At 55.4% G+C, this 24947-nt stretch carries 37 protein-coding genes and 1 pseudogene; 5 read left to right on the top strand and 33 right to left on the bottom strand.

The annotated features are described in order from the left end of the window. Positions 1-3: 3 nt before the first annotated feature. The 18 genes from traU to ACS603_RS20945 form a co-directional block, all read right to left on the bottom strand. Entirely contained in the window at positions 4-999 is a 996-nt protein-coding gene (traU, locus tag ACS603_RS21030) for a conjugal transfer pilus assembly protein TraU (protein WP_014063886.1), read from the bottom strand. Continuing rightward, positions 996-1319 carry a hypothetical protein gene (locus ACS603_RS21025; RefSeq protein WP_474944876.1) on the bottom strand — a complete coding sequence of 108 codons (324 nt, stop codon included), beginning with the start codon at positions 1317-1319 and terminating at the stop codon, positions 996-998. Before ACS603_RS21025 ends, traU begins: the two co-directional genes overlap by 4 nt. 55 nt (positions 1320-1374) lie before the next feature. Further along, positions 1375-1596 carry a hypothetical protein gene (locus ACS603_RS21020; protein WP_014063884.1) on the bottom strand — a complete coding sequence of 74 codons (222 nt, stop codon included), beginning with the start codon at positions 1594-1596 and terminating at the stop codon, positions 1375-1377. 103 nt (positions 1597-1699) lie between these two features. Beyond that, positions 1700-2710 carry a hypothetical protein gene (locus ACS603_RS21015; RefSeq protein ID WP_474944875.1) on the bottom strand — a complete coding sequence of 337 codons (1011 nt, stop codon included), beginning with the start codon at positions 2708-2710 and terminating at the stop codon, positions 1700-1702. Next, entirely contained in the window at positions 2701-2979 is a 279-nt protein-coding gene (locus tag ACS603_RS21010; protein WP_474944874.1) for a hypothetical protein, read from the bottom strand. Before ACS603_RS21010 ends, ACS603_RS21015 begins: the two co-directional genes overlap by 10 nt. Then, entirely contained in the window at positions 2970-3362 is a 393-nt protein-coding gene (locus tag ACS603_RS21005) for a hypothetical protein (RefSeq protein WP_474944873.1), read from the bottom strand. Before ACS603_RS21005 ends, ACS603_RS21010 begins: the two co-directional genes overlap by 10 nt. After that, positions 3359-3994: a type-F conjugative transfer system protein TraW gene (gene traW / locus ACS603_RS21000; protein WP_474944872.1), complete on the bottom strand. Its 636-nt coding sequence runs from the start codon at positions 3992-3994 to the stop codon at positions 3359-3361. The genes ACS603_RS21005 and traW overlap by 4 nt, the downstream gene beginning before the upstream one ends. Next, entirely contained in the window at positions 3991-4404 is a 414-nt protein-coding gene (trbI, locus tag ACS603_RS20995) for a type-F conjugative transfer system protein TrbI (protein WP_474944871.1), read from the bottom strand. Before trbI ends, traW begins: the two co-directional genes overlap by 4 nt. Continuing rightward, positions 4401-7007, bottom strand: coding sequence for a type IV secretion system protein TraC (gene traC / locus ACS603_RS20990; protein ID WP_474944870.1), 2607 nt, complete (start codon positions 7005-7007; stop codon positions 4401-4403). The genes trbI and traC overlap by 4 nt, the downstream gene beginning before the upstream one ends. Further along, positions 7004-7180 carry a hypothetical protein gene (locus ACS603_RS20985; RefSeq protein ID WP_474944869.1) on the bottom strand — a complete coding sequence of 59 codons (177 nt, stop codon included), beginning with the start codon at positions 7178-7180 and terminating at the stop codon, positions 7004-7006. Before ACS603_RS20985 ends, traC begins: the two co-directional genes overlap by 4 nt. Next, on the bottom strand, positions 7177-7737 hold the full coding sequence (traV, locus tag ACS603_RS20980) for a type IV conjugative transfer system lipoprotein TraV (protein ID WP_474944868.1): 561 nt from the start codon (positions 7735-7737) through the stop codon (positions 7177-7179). The genes ACS603_RS20985 and traV overlap by 4 nt, the downstream gene beginning before the upstream one ends. Positions 7738-7785: 48 nt before the next feature. Continuing rightward, positions 7786-8190, bottom strand: a complete 405-nt coding sequence (locus ACS603_RS20975; RefSeq protein ID WP_474944867.1) for a hypothetical protein — start codon at positions 8188-8190, stop codon at positions 7786-7788. Positions 8191-8238: 48 nt separating this feature from the next. Continuing rightward, the gene (locus tag ACS603_RS20970) at positions 8239-8694 is read right to left on the bottom strand and encodes a hypothetical protein (RefSeq protein WP_474944866.1); all 456 of its coding nucleotides are present in this window, start codon (positions 8692-8694) and stop codon (positions 8239-8241) included. Between the two features lie 13 nt (positions 8695-8707). Beyond that, entirely contained in the window at positions 8708-10111 is a 1404-nt protein-coding gene (gene traB / locus ACS603_RS20965; protein WP_474944865.1) for an F-type conjugal transfer pilus assembly protein TraB, read from the bottom strand. Continuing rightward, the gene (gene traK, locus ACS603_RS20960) at positions 10108-10848 is read right to left on the bottom strand and encodes a type-F conjugative transfer system secretin TraK (RefSeq protein WP_474944864.1); all 741 of its coding nucleotides are present in this window, start codon (positions 10846-10848) and stop codon (positions 10108-10110) included. Before traK ends, traB begins: the two co-directional genes overlap by 4 nt. A gap of 11 nt (positions 10849-10859) precedes the next feature. Continuing rightward, the gene (locus ACS603_RS20955; RefSeq protein ID WP_014063869.1) at positions 10860-11441 is read right to left on the bottom strand and encodes a TraE/TraK family type IV conjugative transfer system protein; all 582 of its coding nucleotides are present in this window, start codon (positions 11439-11441) and stop codon (positions 10860-10862) included. 5 nt (positions 11442-11446) lie between these two features. Continuing rightward, positions 11447-11749 (bottom strand): type IV conjugative transfer system protein TraL, encoded by a 303-nt coding sequence (gene traL, locus ACS603_RS20950; protein WP_474944863.1) that lies wholly within the window; start codon positions 11747-11749, stop codon positions 11447-11449. Between the two features lie 2 nt (positions 11750-11751). Continuing rightward, positions 11752-12105: a type IV conjugative transfer system pilin TraA gene (locus tag ACS603_RS20945; RefSeq protein ID WP_474944862.1), complete on the bottom strand. Its 354-nt coding sequence runs from the start codon at positions 12103-12105 to the stop codon at positions 11752-11754. A gap of 197 nt (positions 12106-12302) precedes the next feature. Here ACS603_RS20945 and ACS603_RS20940 point away from each other — a divergent pair, with 197 nt between their 5' ends. Further along, entirely contained in the window at positions 12303-12944 is a 642-nt protein-coding gene (locus ACS603_RS20940) for an Arc family DNA-binding protein (protein ID WP_474944861.1), read from the top strand. 32 nt (positions 12945-12976) lie between these two features. Here ACS603_RS20940 and ACS603_RS20935 read toward each other — a convergent pair whose 3' ends face one another. Beyond that, the gene (locus ACS603_RS20935; protein ID WP_474944860.1) at positions 12977-13372 is read right to left on the bottom strand and encodes a relaxosome protein TraM; all 396 of its coding nucleotides are present in this window, start codon (positions 13370-13372) and stop codon (positions 12977-12979) included. Between the two features lie 572 nt (positions 13373-13944). Between ACS603_RS20935 and ACS603_RS20930 the strand changes: the two genes are divergently transcribed. Beyond that, positions 13945-14484, top strand: coding sequence for a lytic transglycosylase domain-containing protein (locus ACS603_RS20930; RefSeq protein ID WP_474944887.1), 540 nt, complete (start codon positions 13945-13947; stop codon positions 14482-14484). 28 nt (positions 14485-14512) lie between these two features. Here the strand turns inward: ACS603_RS20930 and ACS603_RS20925 are convergent, their stop codons facing one another. The 4 genes from ACS603_RS20925 to ACS603_RS20910 all read right to left on the bottom strand — a co-directional run bounded on the left by ACS603_RS20925 (position 14513) and on the right by ACS603_RS20910 (position 16915). Continuing rightward, positions 14513-15334: a DUF932 domain-containing protein gene (locus ACS603_RS20925; protein ID WP_474944859.1), complete on the bottom strand. Its 822-nt coding sequence runs from the start codon at positions 15332-15334 to the stop codon at positions 14513-14515. 13 nt (positions 15335-15347) lie between these two features. After that, positions 15348-15641 (bottom strand): hypothetical protein, encoded by a 294-nt coding sequence (locus ACS603_RS20920; protein ID WP_474944858.1) that lies wholly within the window; start codon positions 15639-15641, stop codon positions 15348-15350. A 702-nt stretch (positions 15642-16343) separates the two neighbouring features. After that, positions 16344-16688: a hypothetical protein gene (locus tag ACS603_RS20915; RefSeq protein ID WP_474944857.1), complete on the bottom strand. Its 345-nt coding sequence runs from the start codon at positions 16686-16688 to the stop codon at positions 16344-16346. 17 nt (positions 16689-16705) lie between these two features. After that, positions 16706-16915 carry a hypothetical protein gene (locus tag ACS603_RS20910; protein WP_474944856.1) on the bottom strand — a complete coding sequence of 70 codons (210 nt, stop codon included), beginning with the start codon at positions 16913-16915 and terminating at the stop codon, positions 16706-16708. Between the two features lie 402 nt (positions 16916-17317). Here ACS603_RS20910 and ACS603_RS20905 point away from each other — a divergent pair, with 402 nt between their 5' ends. Beyond that, positions 17318-17440, top strand: a complete 123-nt coding sequence (locus ACS603_RS20905) for a hypothetical protein (protein WP_474944855.1) — start codon at positions 17318-17320, stop codon at positions 17438-17440. Positions 17441-17687: 247 nt separating this feature from the next. Here the strand turns inward: ACS603_RS20905 and ACS603_RS20900 are convergent, their stop codons facing one another. The 5 genes from ACS603_RS20900 to ACS603_RS20880 all read right to left on the bottom strand — a co-directional run bounded on the left by ACS603_RS20900 (position 17688) and on the right by ACS603_RS20880 (position 20016). After that, positions 17688-18023, bottom strand: a complete 336-nt coding sequence (locus tag ACS603_RS20900; protein ID WP_474944854.1) for a hypothetical protein — start codon at positions 18021-18023, stop codon at positions 17688-17690. Between the two features lie 41 nt (positions 18024-18064). Beyond that, complete coding sequence (locus ACS603_RS20895; protein ID WP_474944853.1) at positions 18065-18856, bottom strand: N-6 DNA methylase; 792 nt, start codon at positions 18854-18856, stop codon at positions 18065-18067. A 40-nt stretch (positions 18857-18896) separates the two neighbouring features. Further along, the gene (locus ACS603_RS20890) at positions 18897-19097 is read right to left on the bottom strand and encodes a hypothetical protein (RefSeq protein ID WP_474944888.1); all 201 of its coding nucleotides are present in this window, start codon (positions 19095-19097) and stop codon (positions 18897-18899) included. Positions 19098-19180: 83 nt separating this feature from the next. Next, positions 19181-19642, bottom strand: coding sequence for a hypothetical protein (locus ACS603_RS20885; protein ID WP_474944852.1), 462 nt, complete (start codon positions 19640-19642; stop codon positions 19181-19183). Between the two features lie 59 nt (positions 19643-19701). After that, complete coding sequence (locus tag ACS603_RS20880; RefSeq protein ID WP_474944851.1) at positions 19702-20016, bottom strand: hypothetical protein; 315 nt, start codon at positions 20014-20016, stop codon at positions 19702-19704. Between the two features lie 401 nt (positions 20017-20417). Here ACS603_RS20880 and ACS603_RS20875 point away from each other — a divergent pair, with 401 nt between their 5' ends. Together ACS603_RS20875 and ACS603_RS20870 are read left to right on the top strand one after the other, a co-directional pair. Continuing rightward, positions 20418-20540 carry a hypothetical protein gene (locus tag ACS603_RS20875; RefSeq protein WP_254916106.1) on the top strand — a complete coding sequence of 41 codons (123 nt, stop codon included), beginning with the start codon at positions 20418-20420 and terminating at the stop codon, positions 20538-20540. 102 nt (positions 20541-20642) lie between these two features. Continuing rightward, positions 20643-21131 (top strand): cytoplasmic protein, encoded by a 489-nt coding sequence (locus ACS603_RS20870; protein WP_474944850.1) that lies wholly within the window; start codon positions 20643-20645, stop codon positions 21129-21131. A 183-nt stretch (positions 21132-21314) separates the two neighbouring features. Here ACS603_RS20870 and ACS603_RS20865 read toward each other — a convergent pair whose 3' ends face one another. The 5 genes and pseudogenes from ACS603_RS20865 to ACS603_RS20845 all read right to left on the bottom strand — a co-directional run bounded on the left by ACS603_RS20865 (position 21315) and on the right by ACS603_RS20845 (position 24925). After that, positions 21315-21434, bottom strand: coding sequence for a type I toxin-antitoxin system Hok family toxin (locus tag ACS603_RS20865; protein ID WP_274205380.1), 120 nt, complete (start codon positions 21432-21434; stop codon positions 21315-21317). Then, positions 21382-21531: pseudogene (locus ACS603_RS20860) on the bottom strand (DUF5431 family protein); the annotation flags it as partial. The gene ACS603_RS20865 and the pseudogene ACS603_RS20860, both read right to left, overlap by 53 nt. Before the next feature lie 190 nt (positions 21532-21721). After that, positions 21722-22453 carry a plasmid SOS inhibition protein A gene (locus ACS603_RS20855; protein ID WP_474944849.1) on the bottom strand — a complete coding sequence of 244 codons (732 nt, stop codon included), beginning with the start codon at positions 22451-22453 and terminating at the stop codon, positions 21722-21724. Continuing rightward, a complete protein-coding gene (gene psiB / locus ACS603_RS20850; RefSeq protein WP_474944848.1) occupies positions 22450-22884 on the bottom strand; it encodes a conjugation system SOS inhibitor PsiB in 435 nt (144 codons plus the stop codon). Before psiB ends, ACS603_RS20855 begins: the two co-directional genes overlap by 4 nt. Positions 22885-22921: 37 nt before the next feature. Beyond that, positions 22922-24925 (bottom strand): ParB/RepB/Spo0J family partition protein, encoded by a 2004-nt coding sequence (locus ACS603_RS20845; RefSeq protein ID WP_474944847.1) that lies wholly within the window; start codon positions 24923-24925, stop codon positions 22922-22924. Positions 24926-24947 lie beyond the last annotated feature (22 nt).

Here is a 24947-nt window from a genome sequence, read left to right as displayed (position 1 = left end):
TCCTTAGAGGAAGACGCAGTTACGTTTGCGCCAGAAGAGGTAACCAAAGTTCTTTTTGGAGGACGGGGAATTGTGTTTCATCCCCCAGGTCTGGGTGATTGCGCCGAACGGGTGGCAGTTGGTTGCCTCGGGGTACATGTTCACCATCTGATATCGCCACCGGTCTTTCGGAATAATGGGTGACGGATACTGGTTACAGACCGCGTTGTCAGCCCCGACAGAATTCCAGACCAGCCCCTCGCGGTGCATCTTGAACGCCATTCTCTCCCCGACCAGCAACGAGGTTTCCAGGGGTGAGAATTCGCCACTGGTGTAACCGGTCAGCGGATACATTGTCCCCTGGCTACCGGCACACCAGAAAAGAGGGGCGAGCGACATGCCCGCGGCACTGGCCACCGCATCCGCCGCACAGGCCGCCTGAGCCACCACGTTGCCGAACAATGCGGCTTCCGGGTTAATCAGCATCGAGAGCGTGCTGTCATTCCACAGCGGATCGACTTCCGACAGGTAGGCAATATCCATGTCACCGGTCTGTAAACAGCCCAGACTGGTGATGATATTGAGCCAGAAGATCAATGGGTATTTGTACCAGTGGACGTGATAGAACGCGCCGGCAGCGGGCCGGTCGCTCTGTCCGGACGTTCCGGTTCCTGTTCGCCCCAGGTCGATTTTGAACCCACCCATGTTGACCATCACACCCGGTTCACGCGTCACGTCCACCATCGCCATCGGCTCCCAGAATCCGATGGCCAGACCAATACGGTAGAGCACACCAACGGGGCAAATCTGGATCGGCGATGACGGGTTGGCGGTGTCCTTCTGCGGGCCGGAGGCCAGCTGGATGTTACCCAGCGTCATCGGGAACAGACATTTCCAGCAGACGTCCGTGATGGGGTTAACCCACCTGCCGTCACCGGCGTTACTGGCGGCGGAAGCCTGCACCGGTGTCCAGGACATCAGTACCAGCAGCAGACCGGCAAGCCATGTCAGTCGTTTCATTTCACCTCCCGCAGCCAGATACAGACCGGACCGTCTTCCGTGTCATGAATGGAGCCAATAAACCAGCCGTCACCGGCAGGCGCTGAGGGTTGCCAGTCACTGATGACCGTGTTCCCTTTTTCCCAGGCCGCAATCACATGCGGGGGAGCATCGTTTTCCATCCAGCGGGTGGCACAGGTCAGGTTATGCCGGTGCATCCAGTTGCCGAATTCAGCCCGGGTGGCTTCATCGCTGGCGGACTGAAAATAGTGCGGGTGTGTCCAGAAGCCGTTGCGGTCACGGGTAACCGTCACCGGCCTGATATGTTCAGGGTGAGTCATGGGGTATCTCCGGGAGTGCCGCAGCCACCGGACGGCGGGAGGGCTAAAGGAATGGTTAGTGCGTTTCGGATTTGATTGCGGCTTCCGTGATGAACGTCAGCCGTTCTTCTTTGGTCATACCCTCGAGGGCCAGAAGGCCGGCCCGTAAAACAATCGAGGGATAATAAAGGGGGTTCTCTGCAAGAATCGTTTTCAGTCGCAGAGCCGATCTTTCATCATGCCGGACGGCTGATATAGTGACATTCCGGCCCTTTGTACATTCAGGGTCTTTTTTCATGGCGTTACCTTGTCGGGGTTAATCGGAAACCGTGAGGACATTCAGGCTGAGGCGGAGCGCAACGCAGTGAGCACCGAACATCCTGAATGGCCGCGCGGTTGTATCAGGGGGTGTTTTTTGCGGGCGTCACAACGAAAGCATAACCGCTGTCATTTTCGTAGAGTGCACCGCTGGCTTCACCCTGCTCTATCCTGCGGCCGGCCTCTTCAATATAGAAGGCCAGGGTACTCTGGGTATAAAACCGCCCCCCCTGTGCCCGGACAATGAAATGTCTGTATCCCGACGTCCTCACGGGTGGGAATTGTCCTTCAGTTATATCGTCCGGAACATCACATCCAGTGGGGGAGTTAAACCAGCCCGGAGCCTCTGCAACTTCCCGTTGATGGGCCTCATAATTCAGTTCGCTATTAACCGCGTCAGCAGCGATACACTCCGTTTTGCCGGAGAGTGAAGGCTGGTTTTTCACTTTTTCTGCGATCTCGTTGAGGGTTCTCACCACGTCGCGGGTCAGAACCGCCTGTGTTGCCCTGACGGTTATGGTGACCTGTTTTAACGGAAAGTTCGTCGGGACGAATTCCGGTACCGGTTTTGTGATGTACCACCCTTCCCGCTCACTGCCCCGGATAAGTAAATTCAGCCACGAGCCGGCGTACCCATCGTTCACTGCCGCAACTTCGCTGTCCTGCATCGCCTGCTCAGTGACTCTCGGCGCCGTATAACACTGGCGCGCCCGGATAATCCGGCGGCTGATTTTTTGCCGGTCTGCCTCTGGCATCGTCACGCGCAGTGATTCTTCACGCGTCAGTTCGTAGCCTGCGTCAGTCAATGCTTTTTCCAGTTCGGCCAGCATCACCTGGTAGTATTCCCGGTTAGCAAAGGCATGAACCGCATCAGCATGTCGGGCACCGCCAAATTGTGCCGGCGGGACGGGGATTCCTTGTCTGGTTTCCCGTGCCAGGCGTTCACGTCGCGCCTCTGCTAGGTATTGGATCACCAGCCAGCTGACCAGTAAAATAATCAACACCATAAAGCCACCCAGCCCCTGCCCCATACTCAGGCAGGAAAACACATCCTGCTGCCCGTCCGGACTGGTTAAACAACTGATTAGCGCCATACGTTCATCTCCTCCATCCGGTTACGGATAAGACTGACGAGGTACAGGGGAAACGCCTCATCGCGTTGTTCCGGCACCGCCGGCAACAGACTGTTCTGCGCACACCAGTGATGCCAGGCACCCGCGATCAGCTCCGGTTGCCAGGATTCGATTTCGGGATAGAGCTGACAGAGCTGAGCGACAGCTTCATCGCAACCGGCCAGCTCAGCCTGTTGGTCAGCCCTGCGGGGTGGCGTGGCCGACAACAGTGACGGGTTTATCAGTGACATCCGGCGTTCTCCTGGGCCTCACCTGCAAACAACCTGTCGAGACGCTCAGAAAGCGACATCGTCTGGCCCTTTTTACGTTTCGCCCCGTCTTCTGCCCGCATGTTCTCCAGCAGGAGATGCACAATAAAGTCAGGAAAACCTTCGTCGCGTTTTTCCGGCTCCAGAGCCTCCTTCTGGTTCTGTCCGCACCAGTGAAGCCAGGCTTTAGTCACCAGTACCGGTTGCCAGGAGTCAATTTCAGGGTACAGCGCCTTGAGCCGTTCAGCGGTTCCGCTGCGGGTCGCGGTCGCTGGCGTTTTTCGGTCCTTTTTTTGGGGATGGCGTGGTGCGGATACCGCGTTACGGAGAGTGGGAAACAGGTCACCTAACGTCGTTGCAGTCATTTTTTTGCTCCTGATACCGGAATTTCTTCCACCTTCATCACACGGCCATCTCGCGAGATACGCGCCGGGATGTGTTCAAAACCAAACTTACGGGTCAGTACACCGGACTGGTCAAAGTAGATACGCTCATTCAGGGCATCACTGCTTTCCCTGATGTTGCCTTTCACCAGGATCACCTTAACGTCCGTCTTTCCGGCGATTTGCTGTCGGGTCCAGTTCACCTGCTCCCTGTCATCGCCATCGATGAAATAGAGCACCTGACTGAAAGGCACCTTATCCAGTGGGTTGACCGTGTCACCCTTACGGGCCACCACGTTTCCCTTCATATCGGTGATGGTTTCTTTCACGGTGAAGCTCGGGTCCCAGGCAAAACTGCGGTACGTCACCGCTTTACTGAGTCCTTCAACAGGGGCCGGACGAACGGCGTGTTCTTTTACCCGCGCGGTCGCCTCCTCCCGTAACCGGTCGAGTTCCCCGGTCTGCTCCATTCCCTTCAGGCGGTTCTGGATAAAGGTCAGCATGTCCTGTTCGGCAGGTTCGAACACGTTGCCCCAGGTCCCGAGATCTTTGGCACCACTGCCAGCAGAGAGCGTCAGCAGTATCAGGGCCGTCAGCTGAAGTCGTCTTTTCACAGGCCCCCCTGGGTTCGCCGGGCAATGTCGGCGCGGATTTCACCGGTAATGTCACGCTGCGGACTCATCACCGCCGGTTTCACCAGGATGATCGCGTTATGCGAAGCCTGCCAGGCTCCCAGGCTATCCGTCAGTGCCGTATTAAAGCGGGCCGTCAGGGCTTTCGCCCGTCCCTCATCGAGCTGCAACTGCGCGGACTGCTGCATAAAGAGGTCAACCGTGCCTTTCATATCGAACACCACCACCTCCGGTGTGACGGCTTTTGCCGTCACATAAGCCACGCCGGTCATGATCAGCAAACCTGCCAGCCCCAACATCCCGCCCCTGAGCCAGCGGGATGTTTTTCCGGCCATCACCACCCCATCCCGGACGGAATCGGCGTCGTATGCTTTGTCGTTTTGTTCACTCATGCTGCGTTCACCCATTCTTCAAGTTCACGAAGTTCTTCACCGAATTTCTTCTCGGCCAGCAGATAGGCCGCTTCTTCTGCTGACGCCCCGGCTTTCTGTGCATTCTGCATATAGGCAAAGTCTTCACCGCGCGAGCTGAACATGGCGCGGGTCACAGGGTCGACAAACAGACGGTGGAACGAACTGAATTCACCGGCGCTAATCAGCAGGGAGCTGTAACCGGTCTGTAATGCGGGCTGGAAGCCACGGATAACTTCTTTTTCCATGTCCGAGAACTGATCAGGGTTATCGGCAAGGTACTGTTTAAAGGCCTTCGCATCCTGCAACAGGGTGATTTTGGTGGAGCTGTTGTTCCAGGCCGCTTCCGCTTCCTTACTGGCGCTGAAGTCCTTGATACCCTGGGTGATGGTGATAAACGCGCCACGGTGGCGACGCACGGTACGGTAGCCGGTTTCGATAAAGCGTGCCGCGTGCGGGTTGGAGCCGCCGAGCAGTCGCCAGGCCTCGTCGATGATGCAGACTTTTTTGAGGTCGCGCGGGCTGTGGTACATCTTTTCCTGAATGGCCAGAATGAGCGAGAACAGGATGGACGAGAGCAGCTTCGGTTTGTCCTCCAGACTCAGCAGCTCCAGCACCGCAAAGCGGGTTTCGCCATCGAGGGTCGGCTTGTCTGCGTTGAAGTATTCGCCGTCCGGCCCCCAGGTGCAGTAGGTTTCGAGCAGCATGGCCAGCTCTGCGAGACGCGCGATAATCGTCGGTGTCTCGGCAAACGCCTGATTCACATCTGCGCGGGTAAGGTAGTTATGGACGTCATCGATACGCGCCTTGTTCCCTTTCTTTTCCCACGCATCCATCACCGCTTTTTGCAGGATAGCTTCGCAGACACCATCCAGCGGCTGTGTCGGGCTGGCCAGCACCGTCAGCAGACGCACAATCCCTTCCGCTGAGTGTTTGATGTCTTTGACGTTGGCGAATGGGTTAAATCGCAGCTTCGAGCCATCGAGGTACACCCCGCCGGCCTGGTGACAGTAGTTCTTGTAGCTGTCCCCCATGTCGATAACCCAGGCAAATCCGTTGGCATTCAGCACATCGCGCAGGATGCCCTGCGTCAGGAAGGATTTACCCGCCCCGGAGGTGCCGGTGACTGCGATGTTGAAGTTGGTGCTGCCGTTCTCTTCACCAAACATGTCAAAAAACGCCACCTGGTTACGGTAGGTCGGCAGCGGCATTCCCACGTTGGACAGCTGGCGCTCGGCCACCACCGGCATCAGACTCACCGCATTCCATGACTTGGCGCGAAGCGTAGCCCCGGTCATCTTCAGGTCTTCCCACATGCCTTCCTGCATCACGAACGGGAAACCGGCCAGCCAGTTACGCATCTGCTGGTAATGTACCGTCACCATCTCCAGCTCGTTCTTACGGAACACGTTGACGGCTGCCAGCTCGCAGGCCTGCGCTTCAGTGTTGTTGTCCGGGGCAAACAGGGTCAGGTTGAAGTAGGTACTACAGAGCGCAATTTCATTGCTGTTCAGCTGTTCGCGGGTGCGCCGCCATTCCTCAGCGGCCTTTTTGGTGCCAGGGAAGAGTGCGGCATACGCCGAGTTGGCTTTCTTGGAGAGGTCGGTGTCCTTACGAAAGGCCTCGCCCTGGCTTTTGGTCTGTTCTTCCAGTTCGGTCGTCCAGGTCAGCATAAACGGACAGGGGATGCCGAGGTCAGGGAAGCGCAGGTTTTGCAGGTTGTCTGCACCCTGCCACAGGGCAAAGCGGCGCGGGTTTTTACTGAGCTGCATGTTGATAATGCGGCAGGCAGATGCCGGCAGGCGTGTCCCGCGCGTGTCTATCGTCTCAGGCAGTTCAAGACGGATATGGGACGGGTGGACCTGAAGGTCAACGGCAGGATCGACAATCTGCCGGTTAAGTTTCTCGTCCTCGTTATAATCGCCGGAGGACGTCAGTACCTGTTCCTGCCGGTAATTCATCAGTTCACGTATCGCTGACAGAAAAGCGTTCACGTCGACGTTCTTGCTGTCAATACGTGCCGCCCCCAGGGAGACGCGAATGGTGTTACGGAGCTGAACCAGGTCGTCAATCACCCGCTGCGTCTGGGAGGCCCGTTTCAGCGGTGCGCCGTAGACAATAAAGATACGGTAGTTACGCAGGTACAGGGGATACTCACGCTCGTTGGCCAGACCATGAAGCGCGGAGCGTTGCCAGAATGCCCGGGTGATTTTATTAAGGTGTCCGGCCATCTGGCCTTTCCACATGTCGCTACTCACCCCGCGATCGATACGCTCCCCGACACACTTGCTGGCCGCCAGGATGACGGTCACCGGTGTTTTTCGGGGGAGCTTCTTGCGCAGCATGTCATCGAGAGCGGCCATGACCTGCTCGTTCGCCCCCGGCAGGGGGGCGGCTTCCATAATGAAACCCGCTGAACCGGCGTTAACGAAAATCTCATTCGTGTCGTCGTAATAGCGGTACGGCAGAGCCGCAACGAGGGACGGATAGTCCCAGGTCTGGGACAGGTTGTTACGGGCAGTGGCTGCCCCGTCCTCCTGCTTCCCGCTGTTCAGCATGTCCATCAGGTTTTTAATAAAGCTCATTTGCGGCCCTCCACAGCGGCCCGGATAAGCTCCAGGCGTTGCAGTCGTTCATCATCAGCCTGGCGGGAAAGGGGCTGGTCGTTGCCCCGGCTGAACTGCCAGTCACCCTGCATTCCCTGAATCGCCGCGCGCTCATCTTCCTGACGAAGGGATTCACCACGGAAGTCGGTCATTCTCCGCCCTCCCCGATAACGCGATAGCTCTCATCCCAGTGGGATTTGTTCTTCACGAACTCGACCACGGCGGGCTGGTGAAAGTTATCGTCCGTGTCCACCCAGGGCGCAATCCACAGACGCTGCGTGGCATCAGGGATACGCTGAACCGGAACGCGGCCTGCGGTGTTAACGGGCACCAGCGTGGTATGCGTGGTGCTGACCAGCGGCGTCACTACTGAGCCGGTGGTACTCGACCCTGTCGGGGCAGTCGCCAGCGGGCGCGGGGCAATCAGCTTAGCGGCGGCGGTTCCGGTTGCTGCGACGGAGACAGGACGCCACGGATTCACTTCCGGTGCTGTGTTACGCAGTGCCGGCAGGGTTTCACCCGCAGGCTTTTTTGTGGCTTTGTCGGTGCTCAGGTCGTCCAGACTTTTACCCTGTGCGGCCAGTTTGTTGGCCTCACCGGTTGTCAGGCACTGGTCGGTGGCGGTTTTGTTGCAGTCAAAATCAGAATTCAGACCGGCGCAGCCGGTCAGTGCGCTGCACAGCAGTGCAGCACCCAGTAGTGTTTTCATGGGGTAACTCCGGTTGGAAGTTCAGGGATATTTGCGGGGGGTGCTGATTTAAGGCTTATTAATCAAAAATAAGATAAAGATGGATATTACCTGAAGGATAAAACTGAACAGAACGCAGGTGAAAAACCACTCTATCGACAAAAAATGCAGATTCATTTGAATGAAGCCAAATACGATTATGGAAGCTGCCGCGATGAGCCAGGGCGCGATGGCTCCTGCATACACCCACGCCATTGCCTTTAAATCGTAAAAAACGAATCCGCTGAAGTGCGTGATCAACACACTCGCGAGAAGCCAGATGCGCCATGCGACAAAGTCCTGGTCACCGAGCCCCATCAGGTTCAGCGCCGCCCATACTGTCATTTCGATGGCAAAAATCAGCACCAGAATGGCAAGGTGGCGAAAGTCATACAGCGTTTTCAGCGATAATGGTTGCTTTTGGGTTTTGGTCATAACGAATCCACTTTCAGAGGGTTACAGGATTGAGAAAATGTTTACGGTTCATTCGTCTTTTACATCGCGTCGAACAAAGCCGTAACCCAGAGCCGTTTCAGGAGCGTCCAGCAGGTCGGCATTGGCTTTGCGCTCAGCGTCAAGCCATAACCTGACATCGGCATGTTCCAGCTTTCCTTTCCGCAGTACAGCTGTCCGTAGTGTTTTCCAGGCTTCTCTGTCACGCGGCTCATATACCCGAAGTTCCTTGTCGATAACCTCGTCCCAGCCGCCTGGCGTATTCAGTTCTGAAATCAGAAAAATGGCTAACACACTCAAAGCTGGCAACGAGTAAAGCCCATAAGGGAAAAGCTCATAGTTCAGCACTGTGGTAACGAAGACAGCTGACAACACAGCCAGCAGTATCCCGGCAAGCTTCTTGCTAATACATCCCACCCTCTTACCTTCAGACCATGCTTCACAAGCCTGTTTTATGGTCTTCAGCACCGCAATCCGGTCTTTCATATCTGTCTCCTTATTAGTTGATGGTGTCACCGAGGCGCAGCTGGCTGGCCTGGCGGAGAACATCATCAGGGTTGATGTTGCCGACGGAGGTGGTACTGGATGTGGTGGTCTGGCTGGCAGGTTGCGGAGCAACGGCGTTCTGCGCGGCGTTACCGGCTTTTTGCAGTTCTTCCTTTGCCTTTTCGTCTTCAGCGTCCTCGATGGTTTCAAGGCGGAAGCCCTTCTGGAACACAACGGTCACCTGGTTGCCTGCACCGATATCAATCACTGCATGATACTGCTCAGCGCGCTTAATCCAGTACTGGCTCAGCGTGTCGGCCGCCTTGCTGGCTCCGCCGCCTATACCCTGTTTGAATATATCGGCTGCGCCAACATCGGCAGTCGCACCAAGGCCGACGGATGGTGTGGCTGCAGATTTGATGCCTTCTCCAAAACCGGACAGGAGGCCTGCTGCACCGGCGTAGCCGACAATCATGCCGTTTCGCATGACCGGCTTGCCGCGAATGCCGCCTTTACCCTGGAAGCTGACATGCCCCTGAAACTCCATGTCCACGTGCTTGCCGTTTTTCAGGATGCAGCTGATGGACTGGGTGCGGACGTTTCCGCGCTCACTGGAAATATCGCCCCACATCTCACCCACAATAAAGCAGCCGTCAGCGTTGAACTCCTTGTTATTGGGCATCTGGATGTTGCCCTGCAGGCGGATGGTAACAGGACTGGTATTCTGCTGACCGGTAACGCTGGCGTTCGCGTCAGCTCCCTCAATCAGGACTGCATCAGAGAATGAACCAGAAGGAATCCAGGGCAGCTTTGTGGGTTTTTTCTTCAGGCTGTCATAGTTGAATTTTGTGGTCGACAGACCGCCTGTCATGCGCTGGCCTGAGCCACCCGGATAGAACCCTGCGCCCTGCCCCATATTCACACCAGTGGCGGCCGGTGTGCCTGTGGGGGTCACAGAGTATTCGGGCGGACGGGCCTGACCGGCAGCAACGGGACCGGGGAGTGGTGTTCCGTTCTGGCCGGCAGGTGATGTCTGCTGGCCAGTGGTCGGGTTGCTGCCGGGGGCTTTCGCGAGCTGGTCGCTCAGGCGCTGGATTTCAGCGTCCTTGTCGGCAAGCTTCTGGTCGGTTGCGAGTTTGTTCTGCGCAAACTGCTGGGAGAGCGTGGCAAAATTTTGCTCGAGCGCAGAGGTCTTGGCCTGCTGTTGGGCCAGTGCGGCATCGCTGACCTGCTGGTTGAAGGCTGCGGTCACAACGCCGGTCATGTTCGGTGCGGCAACCGGAGCAGGCTGCTTTTGCTCCTGTTGATACTGCCCGTACCAGATGACGCCGCCTGTCGCTGCGGCACCGCCTGCGATAACCGCCGCGAGGATGGTCAGCTGCTTGCGGCGCGTTTTCAGGTTTTCGTTCAGATTCATGGGTGGGTGTCTCCGTCATCTGAAAACACAATCCAGGCATAGCCTTCGCCGCCAGCATAAAGCTGGTTCTGCGAGAGCGTGACGGCCCTGACGCCCTTGCGCCAGAAGTCGCGCTCGCGAAGACTGCGGGTAATGTTGCCCGGATTGCTCATCCGGAAGCGCACGATGCGCAGATGGTTGCCGACGAACTGGCGTTCCGGTGTCAGGTGTACATCACTGGCGGGTGTGTATGCCGGCATCCGGCTGACCGGGTATTCCTGGTAGTCGTCAGGCGCCTGGCCATTGACCACTGTGCGGGACAGTGCGACCAGTGTCTTTTCATAGGTCTGCCCTTCTTCCCATGCTTTCGCGTCATCGTTCTTGCGAAGTGGTGGTGACATGGGGGTGAAGCGCAGGGTTTTGCCGTTGCCGGGCTGCGGTTTAACGTTCAGGCTCAGCGATGAGCCGTGGTCGGTCTGGATAAAGAGTGTGAAGTTCTGGCCGACAAGTGGGGACAGGATAAGCGCCCCATCATCGGTTGTGCTCTGGTCGTAGGCACCGGTTGGTCCGCTGATGCTTGTGATTAATTCTCCGTCGACAACAACCTTGCTCGGGTTGGTGTTGCTGAGAGTGACATTAAAGGCGGCGTCGTTCTCAAACGGAATGGCTGCGGGTGCGGAGGCGGCCCGAAGGCCGCCAGTAAAGAATCCCGCTGCCAGAAACACAGCAGCAGCTGCCGGTGAAATGCGAAATTTCATGGGCAGTCCTGTCAGTTGGTGGTGGATACCGGCTGGAGTTCTTCGAACGAGTGGAGGTTAATCACGCCATTCACATAACTCAGTTTCAGTCGGTAGATTTTTTCCTGGGGTTTCAGGAAGGTGGTGATTGCACCGTTAGTTGTGGAGGACTTCAGCGTGCCGCTGAAGTCCACGGAGCCATCGTTATTGACCCGGATTTCTTTCGTTTCGAACTGGGTGGTAATCCCTCCTTTTTTGATGCTTTCAGCTTCAATATCCAGGGCTTTCTTGAGTGCATCCCGGTCAGCTGAGGGGACGTATCCAAGAACCATTTTCTGGTTATTGTCGATGTTTTCCGGGGTGACGTTCAGTCGCCAGTAAATAAAGGAGGTGGCGAACTGAGTCATTCCGGTTGCATCTGCGCTGAGTGCGTCAGACACAAAAGGGCGGTTATATGTCATTGGGATGGTGATGGTTTTCTGGGTGGTGGCGAAATGCCACGCCAGCGAACCGGTTAATACATTCCCCGCAGCCATAAGAATGGAGAATGCGGAAAGTCCAATAAATGCATAGCTGAGTTGTTTATCCCGTTCCCCTTTAATTTTTAATTTCATGATGGTTACGCTCTCCAGTGCCGGAAACTTGAATCAGGTATCTGGCGAAAAGTCACTTTAAAAAGGATGGATGGCAGGTGCCAGTAACAGAAATTAAGCAACCAGTATGACCCCTGCCCTTTCTTCAGATATCTGACCAGGAGCCAGAGGATTCCCGCTATTACGGAAAGTTCGACAGACATATTGTTGAGCCCCCCCAGAACAACGAGGGGTGCTGTCACAATTAATTCATCTATCGGCAGACCTAAATAACGCTCCTGCTGATTCAGGGTTTCCGGGAAGTAGTATTTATCCTCTTCCCCGTTCATCGTTAGCTCGCGATGCTGAAAGCAACACGGGTAAAGATGATACAGATGACGATACCGACAAATACCAGAGGGGAGCGGGCCTTAATATAAATAAACAGACCCATAATGATTTCAGCAATATAGAACCATTTGACCAGTGATGAGCCGGAACCAAATGTTGAACTGACGGTTGTGGCCTGTGATGAGAGAAGGTCAGAACCGGATGCGAACGCCGGGTGTGTGACCATAAGTGCAATTAAGAATGCACTCGCTGTCTTTAAGTTAAATTTCATCTGGCGATTTTCGCGAGCCTTACGAAATAAAGACGCTACCGCCCATCCCTTACCGACGTTAAGGGCACTACCTTTGGTTAACATGCTTGTTTTCTCCGGAAGTAAACAAAAGTGATGTGCGTAAGTTGTTGTTTACGCGGGCGCAATTTTCCCATGACCCTAAAAAAAAAAAACTGTGATGCATGTCACATTTTCCAGAATCATTCGGATTTATCTGAATATGTAAGTGAGTAGGCTTTGTTGACCCGAAAGTTCTGAAATGGCTTACAGGATCTATAGCTATGAAAGTAAAAGAGAAAATGTGGGATGGTCGTGGCCGTCCACGGAAGTTCCAGCCCGGTGAGGCTGTGGAGTGGCGGCTGCGCGCGCCGGATAATTTGCTTATGGAGCTTCGAATATGTGCGAGGGCGAGCAACAGAAGCGTAAATGAGGAAATTATCGCAAGGCTGTTGTTGTCCCTGAATTATCAGCCAGGGAAGGCGGTAATTAAAACTGCGGAAGGCGAACGGCTCATTGCACTGGCGGTCAGGTTCGAGGAGTGGCTCGGGAATTTACTGAATGAAGTGGATGGTGAAGCTGAAGAGAAAAATAAGGTTCCGGTGCGCCAGGAGCGGTTGTGGATGTGGCGTGAAGGTGAGCGTGTGTTACTTCCTGGAAAAACTACAGGCTACAGTATGCGTATTCCGGAGAATCTTGCAGATGAAATCAGGGCCATGTCTAAGATTCATAACCGTAGCCTGAATGACGAAATGCTCACCAGGTTAATGAATACGCTGGGGTATTTTACAGAGCGCTTACTTGACCAGAATGAGGATGCTCAGGCGCTGAAAGTGTTATGTATGGAATTTGAGGTATTTTTAAAAGAAAAAATCACGGAAGTGGAAAAGGAAGGTCTTCCGTGGGATGAGGGTGAGTCTCAGTGATTGACATGGCCGGAAAAGTCCGGCCTGAAAAATTAATTGTTATCGTTGATGAAATGCTTTGATTCTGCATCGTCTTCGGCGGTGTTAATGCCGCTAAGAATCATATCCAGTGTGTCTTCGAGTTTTCCCTCGCCATCCTTCCCGGTCATTTTCAAATACATCTCAGCAAGTAGGGTTGCTATAAGTACCGTGCCTTCTCGCGAGCCAGCGGCTTTTCTGATTAGGTCTCTTCTGTAACCTTCCAGGTCGAACTGAGGGCCGTCCTCACCGTCTCTCTTGTAGACCAGTAAGCCGAGGCGTATTAACTCATTACATGTTGCAGATATATTTGCTTCGCTGGTTGAGGCGCCATTCTGAATGTCTTGTTGAACAATGTCGCGAACCTCTCGTTCAATTTTATCTTTAAGATAGATTCCCACCCTGGCCATATTTATAACCTTTCTTTGGTGGTGTCGGAACCGACACTACGCTTACGTTATTTGGCAGCAAGTCTGCTGCGGGATTTTTGCGGCGTTTGCCGGGTATTTGGTGATTATCAGGTTTATACAGTAGTACAATCCGACACTAATATGTACGACAGTGTGACACTGTACGACATGCAATTCAATGTAATTTAACACTATCTACAATTGTACGATATGCGTAACACATACCGACACCAACAGGTGTTCTAATGCTACGACATCTTAGTGTCGGTATGTACGACAAAAACGGGTCATGCTCTAAAATTCCGCATAACACGAACAGATATACCACTGAATCAAAAGAAAAAATCTGCAAGACGAAGTCTTGCGTGGGGTGTGATGTTTTAAGGGGTGAGTAAAGAGCGGCTTGTAAATACGGTAGCCTGCTCCGCTTTCATTATTCCAGCCAGGGGTAAAAGCCATGCCGGAAAGCGCTCACGCGCGTTTGTAGTGAATAAACTTGATTAAGACGATCTGGCGGGGTATTTTTTAAAGAGGCTCCCATTCGTGCTTATATTTCGTTAAAAGGCCAGATGATGAAAATAACATTGTTACCCGTTGCTGTGCTGGCCGTTTCACTTTCGGCGGGCGCAGCTCCCCAGATGTGTTTTGACCAGGCGGGAAAAGACTACCGTATTGATCCACTCCTGCTAATGTCAATTTCCATTAAGGAGAGCAGACTCCGGGCAGGTGCGATTAATGGATCAAACAGGAACGGGACAGAAGATGTTTGCGGGATGCAGGTGAACAGTTCTCATTATGGAAAGCTTAAAAACTTTAATATTACCCGTGACCGGTTGTTAAATGATCCCTGTATCTGTGTCTATACCGGTGCCTGGGTTCTGGCGCACAACTTCCGGTCGTATGGTAAAAACTGGGACAGCGTGGGAATGTATAATACCGGGCCCTCAAAAAAGCTCATCACTCAGCGCCGGGCATATGCCGAAGATATTAAAAATATATACCGCGTCTTGCTGGCAAGAAAAACGATCCTTTCTCAGCGTCTGGATCAAGGCGCGGGGATGGTAAATGCAGGGAAAACGGCAGAGATGGCATCTCAGAATAACACGCAATAAAAAGCCGCTCATCAGAGCGGCGTAATTTTCAGGCCTTCAGCTTTGCAAACTCCTCAGCCATTTTCCAGAGAACCTGATTTAATTTGATATCACCATCAATTCCGGTGACCTCACGCGTTCTGGTCGGTTTTCCTTTTTCCGTTCTGCCACGGATACCACCCCGGATCACATTTTCCTGCACCACGTTAAATGTGGTCCATAAATCCTGTCCCTTGTCGAGGACGCGGCGCGGGTTAATAATCTGCTCTGGTGTAATCGGTGCTGGTTTTCCGTCGTACTTAATTTCCAGAGCCGTAGCACCCAGCAGGCGCTGCTCAGGTAACGTGAGCTGAATGCTTTTCATCAGATCGATATTTTCATCAACCGCGTCAAATGTTTCCAGCACTGTATAAGCGCCCTCGATAACCTGCCCGACAATATCCCCTTTGTGAGGCACACGGATTTCACCAAAATCTTTCCAGGCAACCAGACCATTACTGCAAACCTGGCGAAACATGCCGGGGATCATTTTATAGCTGCTTGAGCCATCATGGCTGTTCAGCAGAATAATTTCCGGGACTTCTTTACCATTTATCTGGTCATGGCGACGCAGGCGAAGCATATGCTTTGTAAAGTCGCGTTTATCCTGGTCACGTGTGCGTGACTGGGTTGCATAATACGGCTGGAATCCCTCATCACGTAAACGATCAAGAATATTAATGGTCGGGATATAGGTGTAACGTTCTGAGCGAGAATCATGCTTATCAGCAGAAAACGCGCTCGGAACAATACGCTGTAATTCTTCATTTGTCAGCGGACGATCTTTACGGATTGAGGTAGGCATACGATAACGGCTTGCGAAACTGACCATTTTTTACTCCTGATTATTTAGTAAGTGATGAAGAAATAACGCGGTGGAAATTATCCAGCGGCATTACAGCTGCGACCGGGCGACCGTCTATAAACCAGACAGAGATATAATCCGGGCAATCGTCATTCATTAACGTCAGCTCAGTGGCATTCGCTGGCGGTGTAAAAATTGCCGGCTGTGGCTCCCCTTCCGTTGCGGCAAGGACCCAGCAAAACAGATCCGTGAACTGGGCCACGGTAAGGTTTGAATCACATCTTCCGGTAGATTCTTGAGCGGCGGTTTTGACGTTGACGTTTCGTGTGTGCATCCTGGTTTTCTCCTGTGGTGATGGTTGTCCATCTCCCTGGTGAGTTCTCTCGCGGCAAAGGGCAAAGGAGCAACGGCGAAGGGAGGAAGGAAAGGGGCGGAGACAAAAGTTTTTGCGTCCCGCAAAAACTTTTGGCGGAGTGCATTTCACCCCTTGGATGACGACCCGACGGTGCTACGACAAGCCCTCCGCGTGAGGACGCACGGGGGATGGCCTCACCGGGGGAACAGGATGCACACACCCGACACGTCGGAACGGCGTGGCGCCATTAAAGCGACGGCATCAGCCGGCGCGGTGAAGGCGTTCCGGACGGCACGGCCGGAGAAGCCGCAGCCCTTGACCTTCGCCATCAGACCCTAGCGTCAGCCCGAAACCGCTTGCGGGTTCGGCGGAGCCCGGCGGGTGCGTCAGCAGCAGCCCTGGCGGAGTGGGGCTCGACGACCGGACAGCAACGCTGGCCGGGAGCCGAAGGGGGCCATAGCCCTGCCCTTTTTCCGTGTTATGACCATGACGGAGCTGCAGCTGAGAAAGATAACCAGCAGGACGCCGGTTCTGATCGCAAGTGAGAAGGGAAGCACTGCAACGGGGAAAGGCAGGAGCGCCTGAGGCGCTTTCGCCCTCCCCGTTTCCCCGCAGGGGAAAGAGGTTTGTGCGGTTGCCCTGATGAACGCCACCAGGGCTGAACCGAATCCTGGATCAAGATTAATACTCACCTGACTCAATTTGCGACTCAAAATCCATCTCGGTCATAAGGTCGTCATGCCTCTGCTTCGCACGTTCTTCCTCAGCCCACGTCAGCATAAAGCCACGCATCGATGCTGCGCCCATGAATACAGGGCGGTCTTTAAGAGTTAATTTAGCCAGGTAGTCCAGCGCCATTCCCAGCAAACTGACCTCATAAATTTCGTAGTACGCGCCGCATGTTTTACCAGCCAGCTTTTCCATACGAGCCAGCACCACATCAGCACGAATGACGTCGAACGGATTACGCGAGTGAATATTGCGTACAAAGCCATCAGTGCGCAGGAGCGTTGTTTTATGTGTCATATTCGTTTCCCTCCGACTCAGGATTTCTTAGTAATTTCTGACAGTGCGCCACGGATGAAATACAGACAGGCATCAGTACGGGTGAACTTATCGCCGTAATGCTCATGGACCTGCTTCATACAGAACATGTTGTAATATCCCCGGCCTATAACCCGTGCAATTTTCCCCTCTATCTTCCTGGAAGATTCTTGAGCGGCGGTTTTGACGTTGACGTTTCGTGTGTGCATCCTGGTTTTCTCCTGTGGTGATGGTGTCCATCTCCCTGGTGAGTTCTCTCGCGGCAAAGGGCAACGGGAGCAACGGCGAAGGGAGGAAGGAAAGGGGCGATGACGAAAGTTTTTGCGGCCCTTCGCAAAAAGTTTTGGCGGCGTTCACTTCACCCCTTGTATGACGACCCGACGGTGCTACAAGCAGCCCTCCGCGTGAGGACACACGGGGGATGGCCTCACCGGACGAACAGGATGCACACACCCGACACGTCGGAACGGCGTGGCGACATTAAAGCGACGGCTCCGCCGGCGCGGTGAAGGCGTTCCGGACGGCACGGCCGGTGAAGCCGCAGCCTTTGACCTCAGCCATCAGACCCTAGCGAAGCCCGAAACCCGCAGGGGTTCGGCGGAGACTGGCTGGTGCGAAGCAGCTGCCTGGCGGAGTGGGGCTCGACGACCGGACGGCGCAGCTGGCCGGGAGCCGAAGGGGGCCATCGCCCTGCCCGTTTTTATCGTTCTGGTCATCCTGGTGGCGCTGGCTGATATCACTGTGATTTGACCGGAAACCTGACCCACACAGTCAAAACAGCAATTACCATTAACGCTAATGTATGCGTCCATTAGCATTAACTTGCAGTCCAGATGGTGGCTGACAGATGAGAATGACCGGGAAACTGAGGGGCACAGCGGTAGCCCCAGAGGCGCTTTCGCCCGCCCTGGCTCCCCGGAGGGGAGCACGGGTTTATGGGGTTGCCCCGATGACCGCACCGGGGCGTATCGTCTGGCGGGATCAGATCAGTTCCTCCCTGTTCCCCCCGCATTCCTGCTCATAGTGCATCATCGCCGTTTCCAGCAGGCCGTTAAGACACCCTGCCCCGCTTCCGTCCGGGTCACACTGTTCACACAGGTGAAGCAGGTTGGCCAGAAAATCGGTAACAACGGTTTCCACGCTTTCACTTTCGCGGTTAAGCCCGGTTTTACAGGCGAAAGCCCACAGCGCCTGTGCAGCCAGTGCGGCGTGGTCTTCCACACTGCGGATTTTTACCGGCTCAGGCTGACCGCTGAGGTGCTCAGCCATTGTCTCCAGCACAGTCGCCGGAATGCCGTTGAGTGTATTATTTTTCATGTTTCTCTCCCGGCGGCAGGTCTGCCCTGCCGCCCTCTCTGTCAGGCGGCCACTGAGGCCAGAAAGTTTTTCATGGCGTCAACACGCTCGCGAAATGCCAGACGTTCGTGCCACGCGTTGAAGTAGTAAACGGGCGTATAGCGCACACAGCTGGCCTTAAGGGTCAGCGTATTGCCGGTCACCACTTTCGCGGGAATACCCAGTAGTGCCAGCTGGATGAAGGCCATATCCGCCACCATCGGATCGATATCGGTACAGGTGGCGTAAAGCTGTTCAGACGGGTTCAGTCCGGCTTCCACCATCCAGTACGCAAAGGCGATCACCATTCCGGCACTGCCGCAGGCTGGCTCATCGAGCGCCATCCACCCGTTTCGTTTTATCGTCTCCTGAGCGCCAGGCATGAGTAATCCGGCCATCAGGCGGGAGAGGCAGGACGGCGAGAAATACTGCCCCATTTCGTCCGCGCCCAGCTCCTGCTCCATATACAGGGAGCCGAGAAAGTCATGAATTTCACCCGCCAGCCCTTCCACCATCAGACAAAACAGCTGTTTCATGGCGTCTATATCGGATGGCTGATAGCGGTCGCAGATCCGGCGGCTGTTCCCGATATTCTCCGGCGTGCGGATACGCGCCATATCCAGCTCGCTGGCCGCCAGGGTAATGAAATCACGGAACACCTCAGAACGGCGCAGGTTCGGCGCCGTATGGCGGAACACCTGGGCGAACTGCTTACGCGCCTCAGCAGGCGACATCATCCGTGCAGGGGCGGACTCTGCTGGCTGCACCGCTGGCAGCTCAGCCAGGAACAGGGATTCAAAACTCAGTTGTGACATGGTTCCTCCTTACCGGCCGCCCGTAGGCGGCCGTCTCCTGTTAAGCCAGTCCGAGCGCCGGATAGACGCTGACACCAAGCCCGGCATTAGCTTTGGCGGCGTTACCCGTTCCAGCCTTGACCACCGACATAAACAGCTCCCATTGAGAGAAGCGCAGCATGGGCACGCGAGCGGGTTTTCCGGCACGGAGGGCATTTACAAATACCTTCGCCTGTGCGACAGTTTGCGGGTCAAATTTCATGATCAATCTCCTTTGGTTGTGATTGCCGGTTCACCGTTACAGCGGCTACCCGGCGTTGAGAAAGCGGGGGAAACCCCGCTTTTTTAATGCGCGGAATTCAGTGGCGTATCGCGACAGAAACGGTTGATTACATCGCCAATAAGCTCCCGGTGATTCAGGGTGTGCAGGTCGTGACACTCGAAGAAACGCTCTCCGTACCGCACATAAATCGCGGTCACATCGCCGCCCGTGAACTCCATCGATTTGAATGACTCCCCGCCAAAGCCCCGGCACCAGTCCATCGGCGGCAGCGCTTCAAGCTGTCGGATGTAGCGGTTTTGCGTGATCTCCACCCACTGACGGCGAAATCCGATATTTTGCTTTTCCTGCACCTGGGCGAATGTCATCAGCTCCGCATCCGGATAGAGGCTGCGCACGCGATCCAGCGTTGCCGCTTCGTACTCGGTGACCCATTCACCGTTTCGTTGTTTCGCCCAGGCATACACGGCGTTGCTGGACGGAATGTAGAAAACCATTGGCACTGCGGTCGGGGTGTTAACGTTCATTTCTCTGGCTCCTGTTCAGTCAGGTTTCGTGCGGCGGCTGCCGCACGGCTGGAAAAGGGTTAAATGTCGATACCTGCGCGCTCAATCAGACGCACAAACTGTTTGAAGTGGTCAGCTTCGACGACATGGATATGGCTGAACTGTTTATTCACGCCGCTGCTGAGGGCGTAGAAATAGCGGACACTCATTTTTTCAGGGGCGCGTCTGCGCAGTTTCTTCAGCTCAGCAAGGCTGCTGAACTCCAGAACGTCCGCTTCCTCAGCAGAGTTTTTTTTCTGCTCAGCGACGAGGATCGCGTAAGAGACGGTTTTTCCCCCTATCTTCCTGGAAGATTCGGGAGCGGCGGTTTTGACGTTGACGTTTTGTGTGTGCATCCTGGTTTTCTCCTGTGGTGATGGTTTCCATCTCCCTGGTGAGTTCTCTCGCGGCAAAGGGCAAAGGGAGCAACGGCGAAGGGAGGAAGGAAAGGGGCGATGACGAAAGTTTTTGCGGCCCTTCGCAAAAAGTTTGGCGGCGTTCACTTCACCCCTTGTATGACGACCCGACGGTGCTACAAGCAGCCCTCCGCGTGAGGACACACGGGGGATGGCCTCACCGGACGAACAGGATGCACACACCCGACACGTCGGAACGGCGTGGCGACATTAAAGCGACGGCTCCGCCGGCGCGGTGAAGGCGTTCCGGACGGCACGGCCGGTGAAGCCGCAGCCTTTGACCTCAGCCATCAGACCCTAGCGAAGCCCGAAACCCGCAGGGGTTCGGCGGAGACTGGCTGGTGCGAAGCAGCTGCCTGGCGGAGTGGGGCTCGACGACCGGACGGCGCAGCTGGCCGGGAGCCGAAGGGGGCCATCGCCCTGCCCGTTTTTATCGTTCTGGCCATCCTGGTGACGCTGGCTGATATCGCTGTGATTTGACCGGAAATCTGACCCGGACTGATTTGAGAATGGTCATTATTAATGCTAATGTACGCATCCATTAGCATTAATAAACGGTGCATGAAATGGCTGAAGAATCCCGGACAGAACAGTCGCGGGCCTATTTTTACCGCAATTTTAAGTACACCCGTGAACACCTTGCGAGAGATTACCAGGCAGAACTGCAGCTTTATTCTGATGATTCCTGGGAATACCCTCAGCGCGCAGCCCGTCTCAGTGCTGCGGTGAAACGCTATAAAACCTACCGGATGCTCTGCTTCATTTTTGAAATAGCCGAAAGCGTGGATCTGGACTTAACGCCCCTTACTGTAAAACGCCTGTGCACCCGCCTTTTTGGCCGCTCGGGCAGTCAGGACATGATAGTGGCCATCTTTGGCCAGAAAGGTCGCCAGCACCGCAGCCGTGACAATACGCCCTCCACGCTGGATGAAATTGCACACCGTTACCGGCTTGCCGCACATTCCTGTCAGGCATCAACCCTGAGTGACATTGAAAGCGTGAAAAGGGATTACCAGGCAGGGATCAAGAAGGGAAGAGAGCAGGCAGCGCCGTAGGCGCTGCCGCCCTGCCCCGTTCCCCGGAGGGGAACAGCCCTTCCCGGAAGTAAAGGCGTGCGGTCGCGCAGGGAAGGAAAAAGGGGCTACCGGCGAACTGGCAACCCCTTCATAAAGGCGCTTCAGGCATGTCGTGGCAACTCAGCTCCTGAAAAGGCGGGGTTTCCCCCGCCTCCAGGTAGCTTACTTACCGGATTCGTAGGCCAGAACGGCAGCGACCTCCCGTTCTCCGTCCTTCAGCCGGATTTCGCAGAGCGATTTTCGGGTGAGGAATGTGAATATTAAGAGTGTTAAACACACGATTAATACGCACCAGATAACAGTACTTCGCGGCAGTTTCATAGCTGACTTCTCCTTGCCTTTCGGCAGGTAAGCGGCCATACTGTTGTTGATCAGACATGCAGTGGGCCTCGGGTTAATTGAAAAATTACTCGGGGCTTTCTGTTTTCTGCCACACAACAATTCAGTAACAAACCACCTTCACGTCATGAGGCAAAAAACCTCAAGCGCCATCGCCATTATATCCCGTTGTCAATCATCTGCCCAGGAATAACAGTCTGAAAACTGTATAGATTCACATCCTTTTTCGTTCAGACGTTAACCTCTTTGTGGCGCAGTTTGTTTGGCACCTGCCAGCGCTCGGCAGCCCGGACAGGTTCCGGTGTCTCCCGGACGATAAACGGGATTTCATACATCACTGCATACAGCGGCTCGCCGCTTATGCGCAGCCAGGTCAGTTCCTTCAGCGATGCGAACCGCGACTGCCAGCGCCAGAATGCACCCGCCAGCTCCCCCGCGTCGAACTCGTCGCTCCACCGGGTGTACCAGGTGCAGACGGTTTCCGGCGACTGAAAGTTGAGGTCGGTTTCAGCCTGCGCGAGCAGGTTCTGGCGTAACTTCCAGCGCTGGTCTACTTCACGTGATTCGCGGCGTATCTGTCGGGTGGTCTGAATTCCCGCCCTGTGCAGTCGTCTGCCCGTGCGGGTGTGCATGACTTCGGGGAACAGTTCGGCCTGTACGTCCAGCGTGAGCGGCAGCGGGCAGGCCTCTCCCTCCGTGGCAATCATCGTGTCCAGCGCCTCCTCGACCTGTTTCAGGTTCGAATGGCGGTTCTTTGGCACCCAGTTCAGACCCGGGATCTGACGTGCGACCGTGGCATTCAGGCGACCGCTGCCCGTGAGAAGGCGCAGGAAGGTGCGCACATACGGCATGGCGGGCAGCCGGGAGCCGCGTTCACGGGCAGATTCAACCTGGCTGATAGCCTGAATCGCGGCCTGACGGGCGGGTTTCAGGGAGACAAGGGCATGGGATGACGGGATCATGCTGTCACCTCCCCACTCATCAGGTTTGCCACGGTACTTGCCGTGCAGTTAAACCGGCGCATCCCTGCCATCTGTGCGATCAGCTGGCTGACGCGCTCAGGCTGGAGTGTCTCATTCTGGTACAGGGTGCGCACCACTTCGCCCCCCGAAGAAAGCAGAACCAGAAGCCAGTACGGCGACACTTCACCAGGGCTGCACACGCACAGATGCCAGTCATCCCTGTTATCCGCGCTGAAACGGCACTGTACCGGGAAAAAGCCACCAAATTCACTGCGGTACTCGGCGCAGACGCGCCAGCCCTGCGGGACAGTCAGCAGGCCGGTCACGGCATCGCTGAGGGCGCGGCGTGCTTCCTCGCCCTGCTGGCGGATAAACTCCAGATCGGAGGCGGTCAGGGTGTTGATTCGGGTCAGATCGTAATTCATGGTCATATGTGTTCCCGCCGCCCGAAGGCGGCGGCCTCCGGTGTTAAGCAGCGTGGTCAGTGTGGGTGTCTGTTGTCTCACCGGCCTGAACCGCTGGCGCAGGGCGCACCATCCAGTCAGGCAGCCAGCCCTGAGCATTCAGATCCTGTTCGGCGGCCTTCGCCGCATCGCGGCGTTTGAGCTTCACCACCTCACCCGCACGGGCGCTCAGTCCGGCTTCTTCATAGGTCTTGCCAATCTGGGCGATTTTGAGCTTGCCAAAGTAGCTCTCCGCATCAGGCTGCCACCATTTACGCAGGTCAAAGTCCAGCGCCGCTTCCAGCCCGTCCAGTTCACTGACATCCGTGCGGTTGTAAAGACGCTCCTGTAACCCGTCGATACCGTGCGCCGCGCAGAATCCCAGCAGGGTATTCACCTGCTCCGCAGACCATGACAGCAGCCAGGTGAAATCGAGATCCCAGTTGTCAGGCAGTGTGGCCTGTAACGCCTCACGCTGTGCTCTGAGAGCCATCAGTGCCTTCCCTTCCTCACCGGAGGGAGCCAGTGATGCAAGGTGATGCTGATTGGAGGACACAGAGGCTTTCAGGGGTTCATTGCGCTTGCCGTAAGTGCGGTCAAAGAGTGCAAGGCACAGCGTCCACGTCAGGAGCGCCACCGACACGTCAGGACGCCCCGCCAGTTCGGCCTGAACGGCGAGCGTCCGCTCGGCGGACATGGCCTTTACCAGCGTGGCAGGGAATGCGTCTGCGGGAATGTCAGGTGTGGTGTGTCTGATAACGTTATTCTCACGCTCCTGACGAACCTGTTCTTCTGCTGCCCTGTCTTCGTCAGTCAGTCTGCGGATGCCTGGCTGAACCTGAAAACTGTCCCCATCCCATGACACCCAGATACCGTGCGCGGCGCGAAACTCCGGCGTGGCTTCGCGGTAAGTCGCCTCGCAGTGAATATCGTCGATCTGCTGCTGAAGCTCGTATTCGTCGTCATACGCCGCACATCCTTCAATTGCATCTTCCAGCTCGTTAATACGTTGCTGTTCCTCTTCGGTCAGAACTGGCTCTGGCATGGCAAAACGATACAGTTCCCTGTCCTCGCCGCTGGCTCTGAGTTCTGTCATACGGAATTCAGACCAGCCCCAGCCCTGCTCCTGCTGAAGACGGGCGGCAAGCACGGTGAGTTTTCCGGCCAGCAAGGATTTCACCCGTGATGCATCGGCAAAGGTACTGTCTTTATCGCTGAACAGATCGGCGGTCAGCGTACCGCCAGCGGCGGTATAGGCTTCCTCGCCCACATACGCAAACATCGGATGGCTGATGGCCATTTTGTCGTCGGTGGCCATCCTGCGCAGGGTCTGTACAGAAGGATCACGCCACTGTTCAACAGCCTCTTTCCAGACCTGCTCCTGACGTTCATGGGTGTCCGCCAGCGTCAGCACCTCGCACTGTTCAAGGGAGATGCTATCCCGCACCAGCGCGTCCAGCAGGGAGGGCGCAAGGTTCGCCAGTTTCAGGCAGCGCTGGACGTGACGTGGGTGGTAACCCATCAGGGCGCCAATTTGTGAGGCGGTTTTACCTTCCTGTTCAAGGGTGCGAAAACCGATAATCTGCTCGGCAGGGTGCATGTTCTTGCGTCTGCCGTTCTCAATCATCGAGGCCGCCACCGCCATCTCCACGGGCAGGACTTTCACCGGAACAAACGGGGTTTCTGCATCGAGCACACCGCGCAGCACCAGAATACCCGTCCCCCTTCGGCGACCTTCCCCGCCGACAATGCCGATCGTGCCGTCCGGCAGTTCTGCACCAATCAGGTTTTGCAGGATACCCATTGCCTCAATGCTGTCTGCCATCTCTTCCACTTCCTGATCGGTATGCGGAATGATGCGCGTGTTCAGACCGGTACGCGACAGGCGGGAGTACGGGAAGATTTGCACGGGCGTGTCAGCGAGCAACTGAACGAGCTTCTGTTCAGTAGACTGCGCGATTTTTTCCGCTGACTTTTTAGCGGGGGTAGATTTTGCGGGTTTTTTTGCCGTAATATTGGTGGCGACCATGATTTTTACCTCTCAGTGATTG

The organism is Enterobacter sp. Li2LvB3, from assembly GCF_056156645.1.
The sequence above is the reverse complement of the archived record's forward strand: the minus strand, read 5'-3'. Positions and strand labels throughout refer to the sequence as shown.

Coding starts and splice junctions, on each gene's coding strand:
- ACS603_RS20985 (WP_474944869.1), bottom strand. CDS start 7,180: ATGACCGACTTCCGTGGTGAATCCCTTCGTCAGGAAGATGAGCGCGCG.
- ACS603_RS20890 (WP_474944888.1), bottom strand. CDS start 19,097: ATGAAATTTGACCCGCAAACTGTCGCACAGGCGAAGGTATTTGTAAAT.
- ACS603_RS20895 (WP_474944853.1), bottom strand. CDS start 18,856: ATGTCACAACTGAGTTTTGAATCCCTGTTCCTGGCTGAGCTGCCAGCG.
- ACS603_RS20900 (WP_474944854.1), bottom strand. CDS start 18,023: ATGAAAAATAATACACTCAACGGCATTCCGGCGACTGTGCTGGAGACA.
- traV (WP_474944868.1), bottom strand. CDS start 7,737: ATGAAAACACTACTGGGTGCTGCACTGCTGTGCAGCGCACTGACCGGC.
- traB (WP_474944865.1), bottom strand. CDS start 10,111: ATGAATCTGAACGAAAACCTGAAAACGCGCCGCAAGCAGCTGACCATC.
- traL (WP_474944863.1), bottom strand. CDS start 11,749: ATGAACGGGGAAGAGGATAAATACTACTTCCCGGAAACCCTGAATCAG.
- ACS603_RS20915 (WP_474944857.1), bottom strand. CDS start 16,688: ATGACACATAAAACAACGCTCCTGCGCACTGATGGCTTTGTACGCAAT.
- ACS603_RS21010 (WP_474944874.1), bottom strand. CDS start 2,979: ATGTCACTGATAAACCCGTCACTGTTGTCGGCCACGCCACCCCGCAGG.
- ACS603_RS20930 (WP_474944887.1), top strand. CDS start 13,945: ATGAAAATAACATTGTTACCCGTTGCTGTGCTGGCCGTTTCACTTTCG.
- ACS603_RS20885 (WP_474944852.1), bottom strand. CDS start 19,642: ATGAACGTTAACACCCCGACCGCAGTGCCAATGGTTTTCTACATTCCG.
- ACS603_RS20880 (WP_474944851.1), bottom strand. CDS start 20,016: ATGCACACACAAAACGTCAACGTCAAAACCGCCGCTCCCGAATCTTCC.
- ACS603_RS20870 (WP_474944850.1), top strand. CDS start 20,643: ATGGCTGAAGAATCCCGGACAGAACAGTCGCGGGCCTATTTTTACCGC.
- ACS603_RS21005 (WP_474944873.1), bottom strand. CDS start 3,362: ATGACTGCAACGACGTTAGGTGACCTGTTTCCCACTCTCCGTAACGCG.
- ACS603_RS21025 (WP_474944876.1), bottom strand. CDS start 1,319: ATGACTCACCCTGAACATATCAGGCCGGTGACGGTTACCCGTGACCGC.
- ACS603_RS20935 (WP_474944860.1), bottom strand. CDS start 13,372: ATGGCCAGGGTGGGAATCTATCTTAAAGATAAAATTGAACGAGAGGTT.
- ACS603_RS20940 (WP_474944861.1), top strand. CDS start 12,303: ATGAAAGTAAAAGAGAAAATGTGGGATGGTCGTGGCCGTCCACGGAAG.
- traU (WP_014063886.1), bottom strand. CDS start 999: ATGAAACGACTGACATGGCTTGCCGGTCTGCTGCTGGTACTGATGTCC.
- ACS603_RS20975 (WP_474944867.1), bottom strand. CDS start 8,190: ATGACCAAAACCCAAAAGCAACCATTATCGCTGAAAACGCTGTATGAC.
- ACS603_RS20925 (WP_474944859.1), bottom strand. CDS start 15,334: ATGGTCAGTTTCGCAAGCCGTTATCGTATGCCTACCTCAATCCGTAAA.
- ACS603_RS20920 (WP_474944858.1), bottom strand. CDS start 15,641: ATGCACACACGAAACGTCAACGTCAAAACCGCCGCTCAAGAATCTACC.
- ACS603_RS20855 (WP_474944849.1), bottom strand. CDS start 22,453: ATGATCCCGTCATCCCATGCCCTTGTCTCCCTGAAACCCGCCCGTCAG.
- traK (WP_474944864.1), bottom strand. CDS start 10,848: ATGAAATTTCGCATTTCACCGGCAGCTGCTGCTGTGTTTCTGGCAGCG.
- trbI (WP_474944871.1), bottom strand. CDS start 4,404: ATGAGTGAACAAAACGACAAAGCATACGACGCCGATTCCGTCCGGGAT.
- ACS603_RS21020 (WP_014063884.1), bottom strand. CDS start 1,596: ATGAAAAAAGACCCTGAATGTACAAAGGGCCGGAATGTCACTATATCA.
- ACS603_RS20970 (WP_474944866.1), bottom strand. CDS start 8,694: ATGAAAGACCGGATTGCGGTGCTGAAGACCATAAAACAGGCTTGTGAA.
- ACS603_RS20845 (WP_474944847.1), bottom strand. CDS start 24,925: ATGGTCGCCACCAATATTACGGCAAAAAAACCCGCAAAATCTACCCCC.
- ACS603_RS20945 (WP_474944862.1), bottom strand. CDS start 12,105: ATGTTAACCAAAGGTAGTGCCCTTAACGTCGGTAAGGGATGGGCGGTA.
- traC (WP_474944870.1), bottom strand. CDS start 7,007: ATGAGCTTTATTAAAAACCTGATGGACATGCTGAACAGCGGGAAGCAG.
- psiB (WP_474944848.1), bottom strand. CDS start 22,884: ATGACCATGAATTACGATCTGACCCGAATCAACACCCTGACCGCCTCC.
- ACS603_RS20910 (WP_474944856.1), bottom strand. CDS start 16,915: ATGCACACACGAAACGTCAACGTCAAAACCGCCGCTCAAGAATCTTCC.
- ACS603_RS20955 (WP_014063869.1), bottom strand. CDS start 11,441: ATGAAATTAAAAATTAAAGGGGAACGGGATAAACAACTCAGCTATGCA.
- ACS603_RS21015 (WP_474944875.1), bottom strand. CDS start 2,710: ATGGCGCTAATCAGTTGTTTAACCAGTCCGGACGGGCAGCAGGATGTG.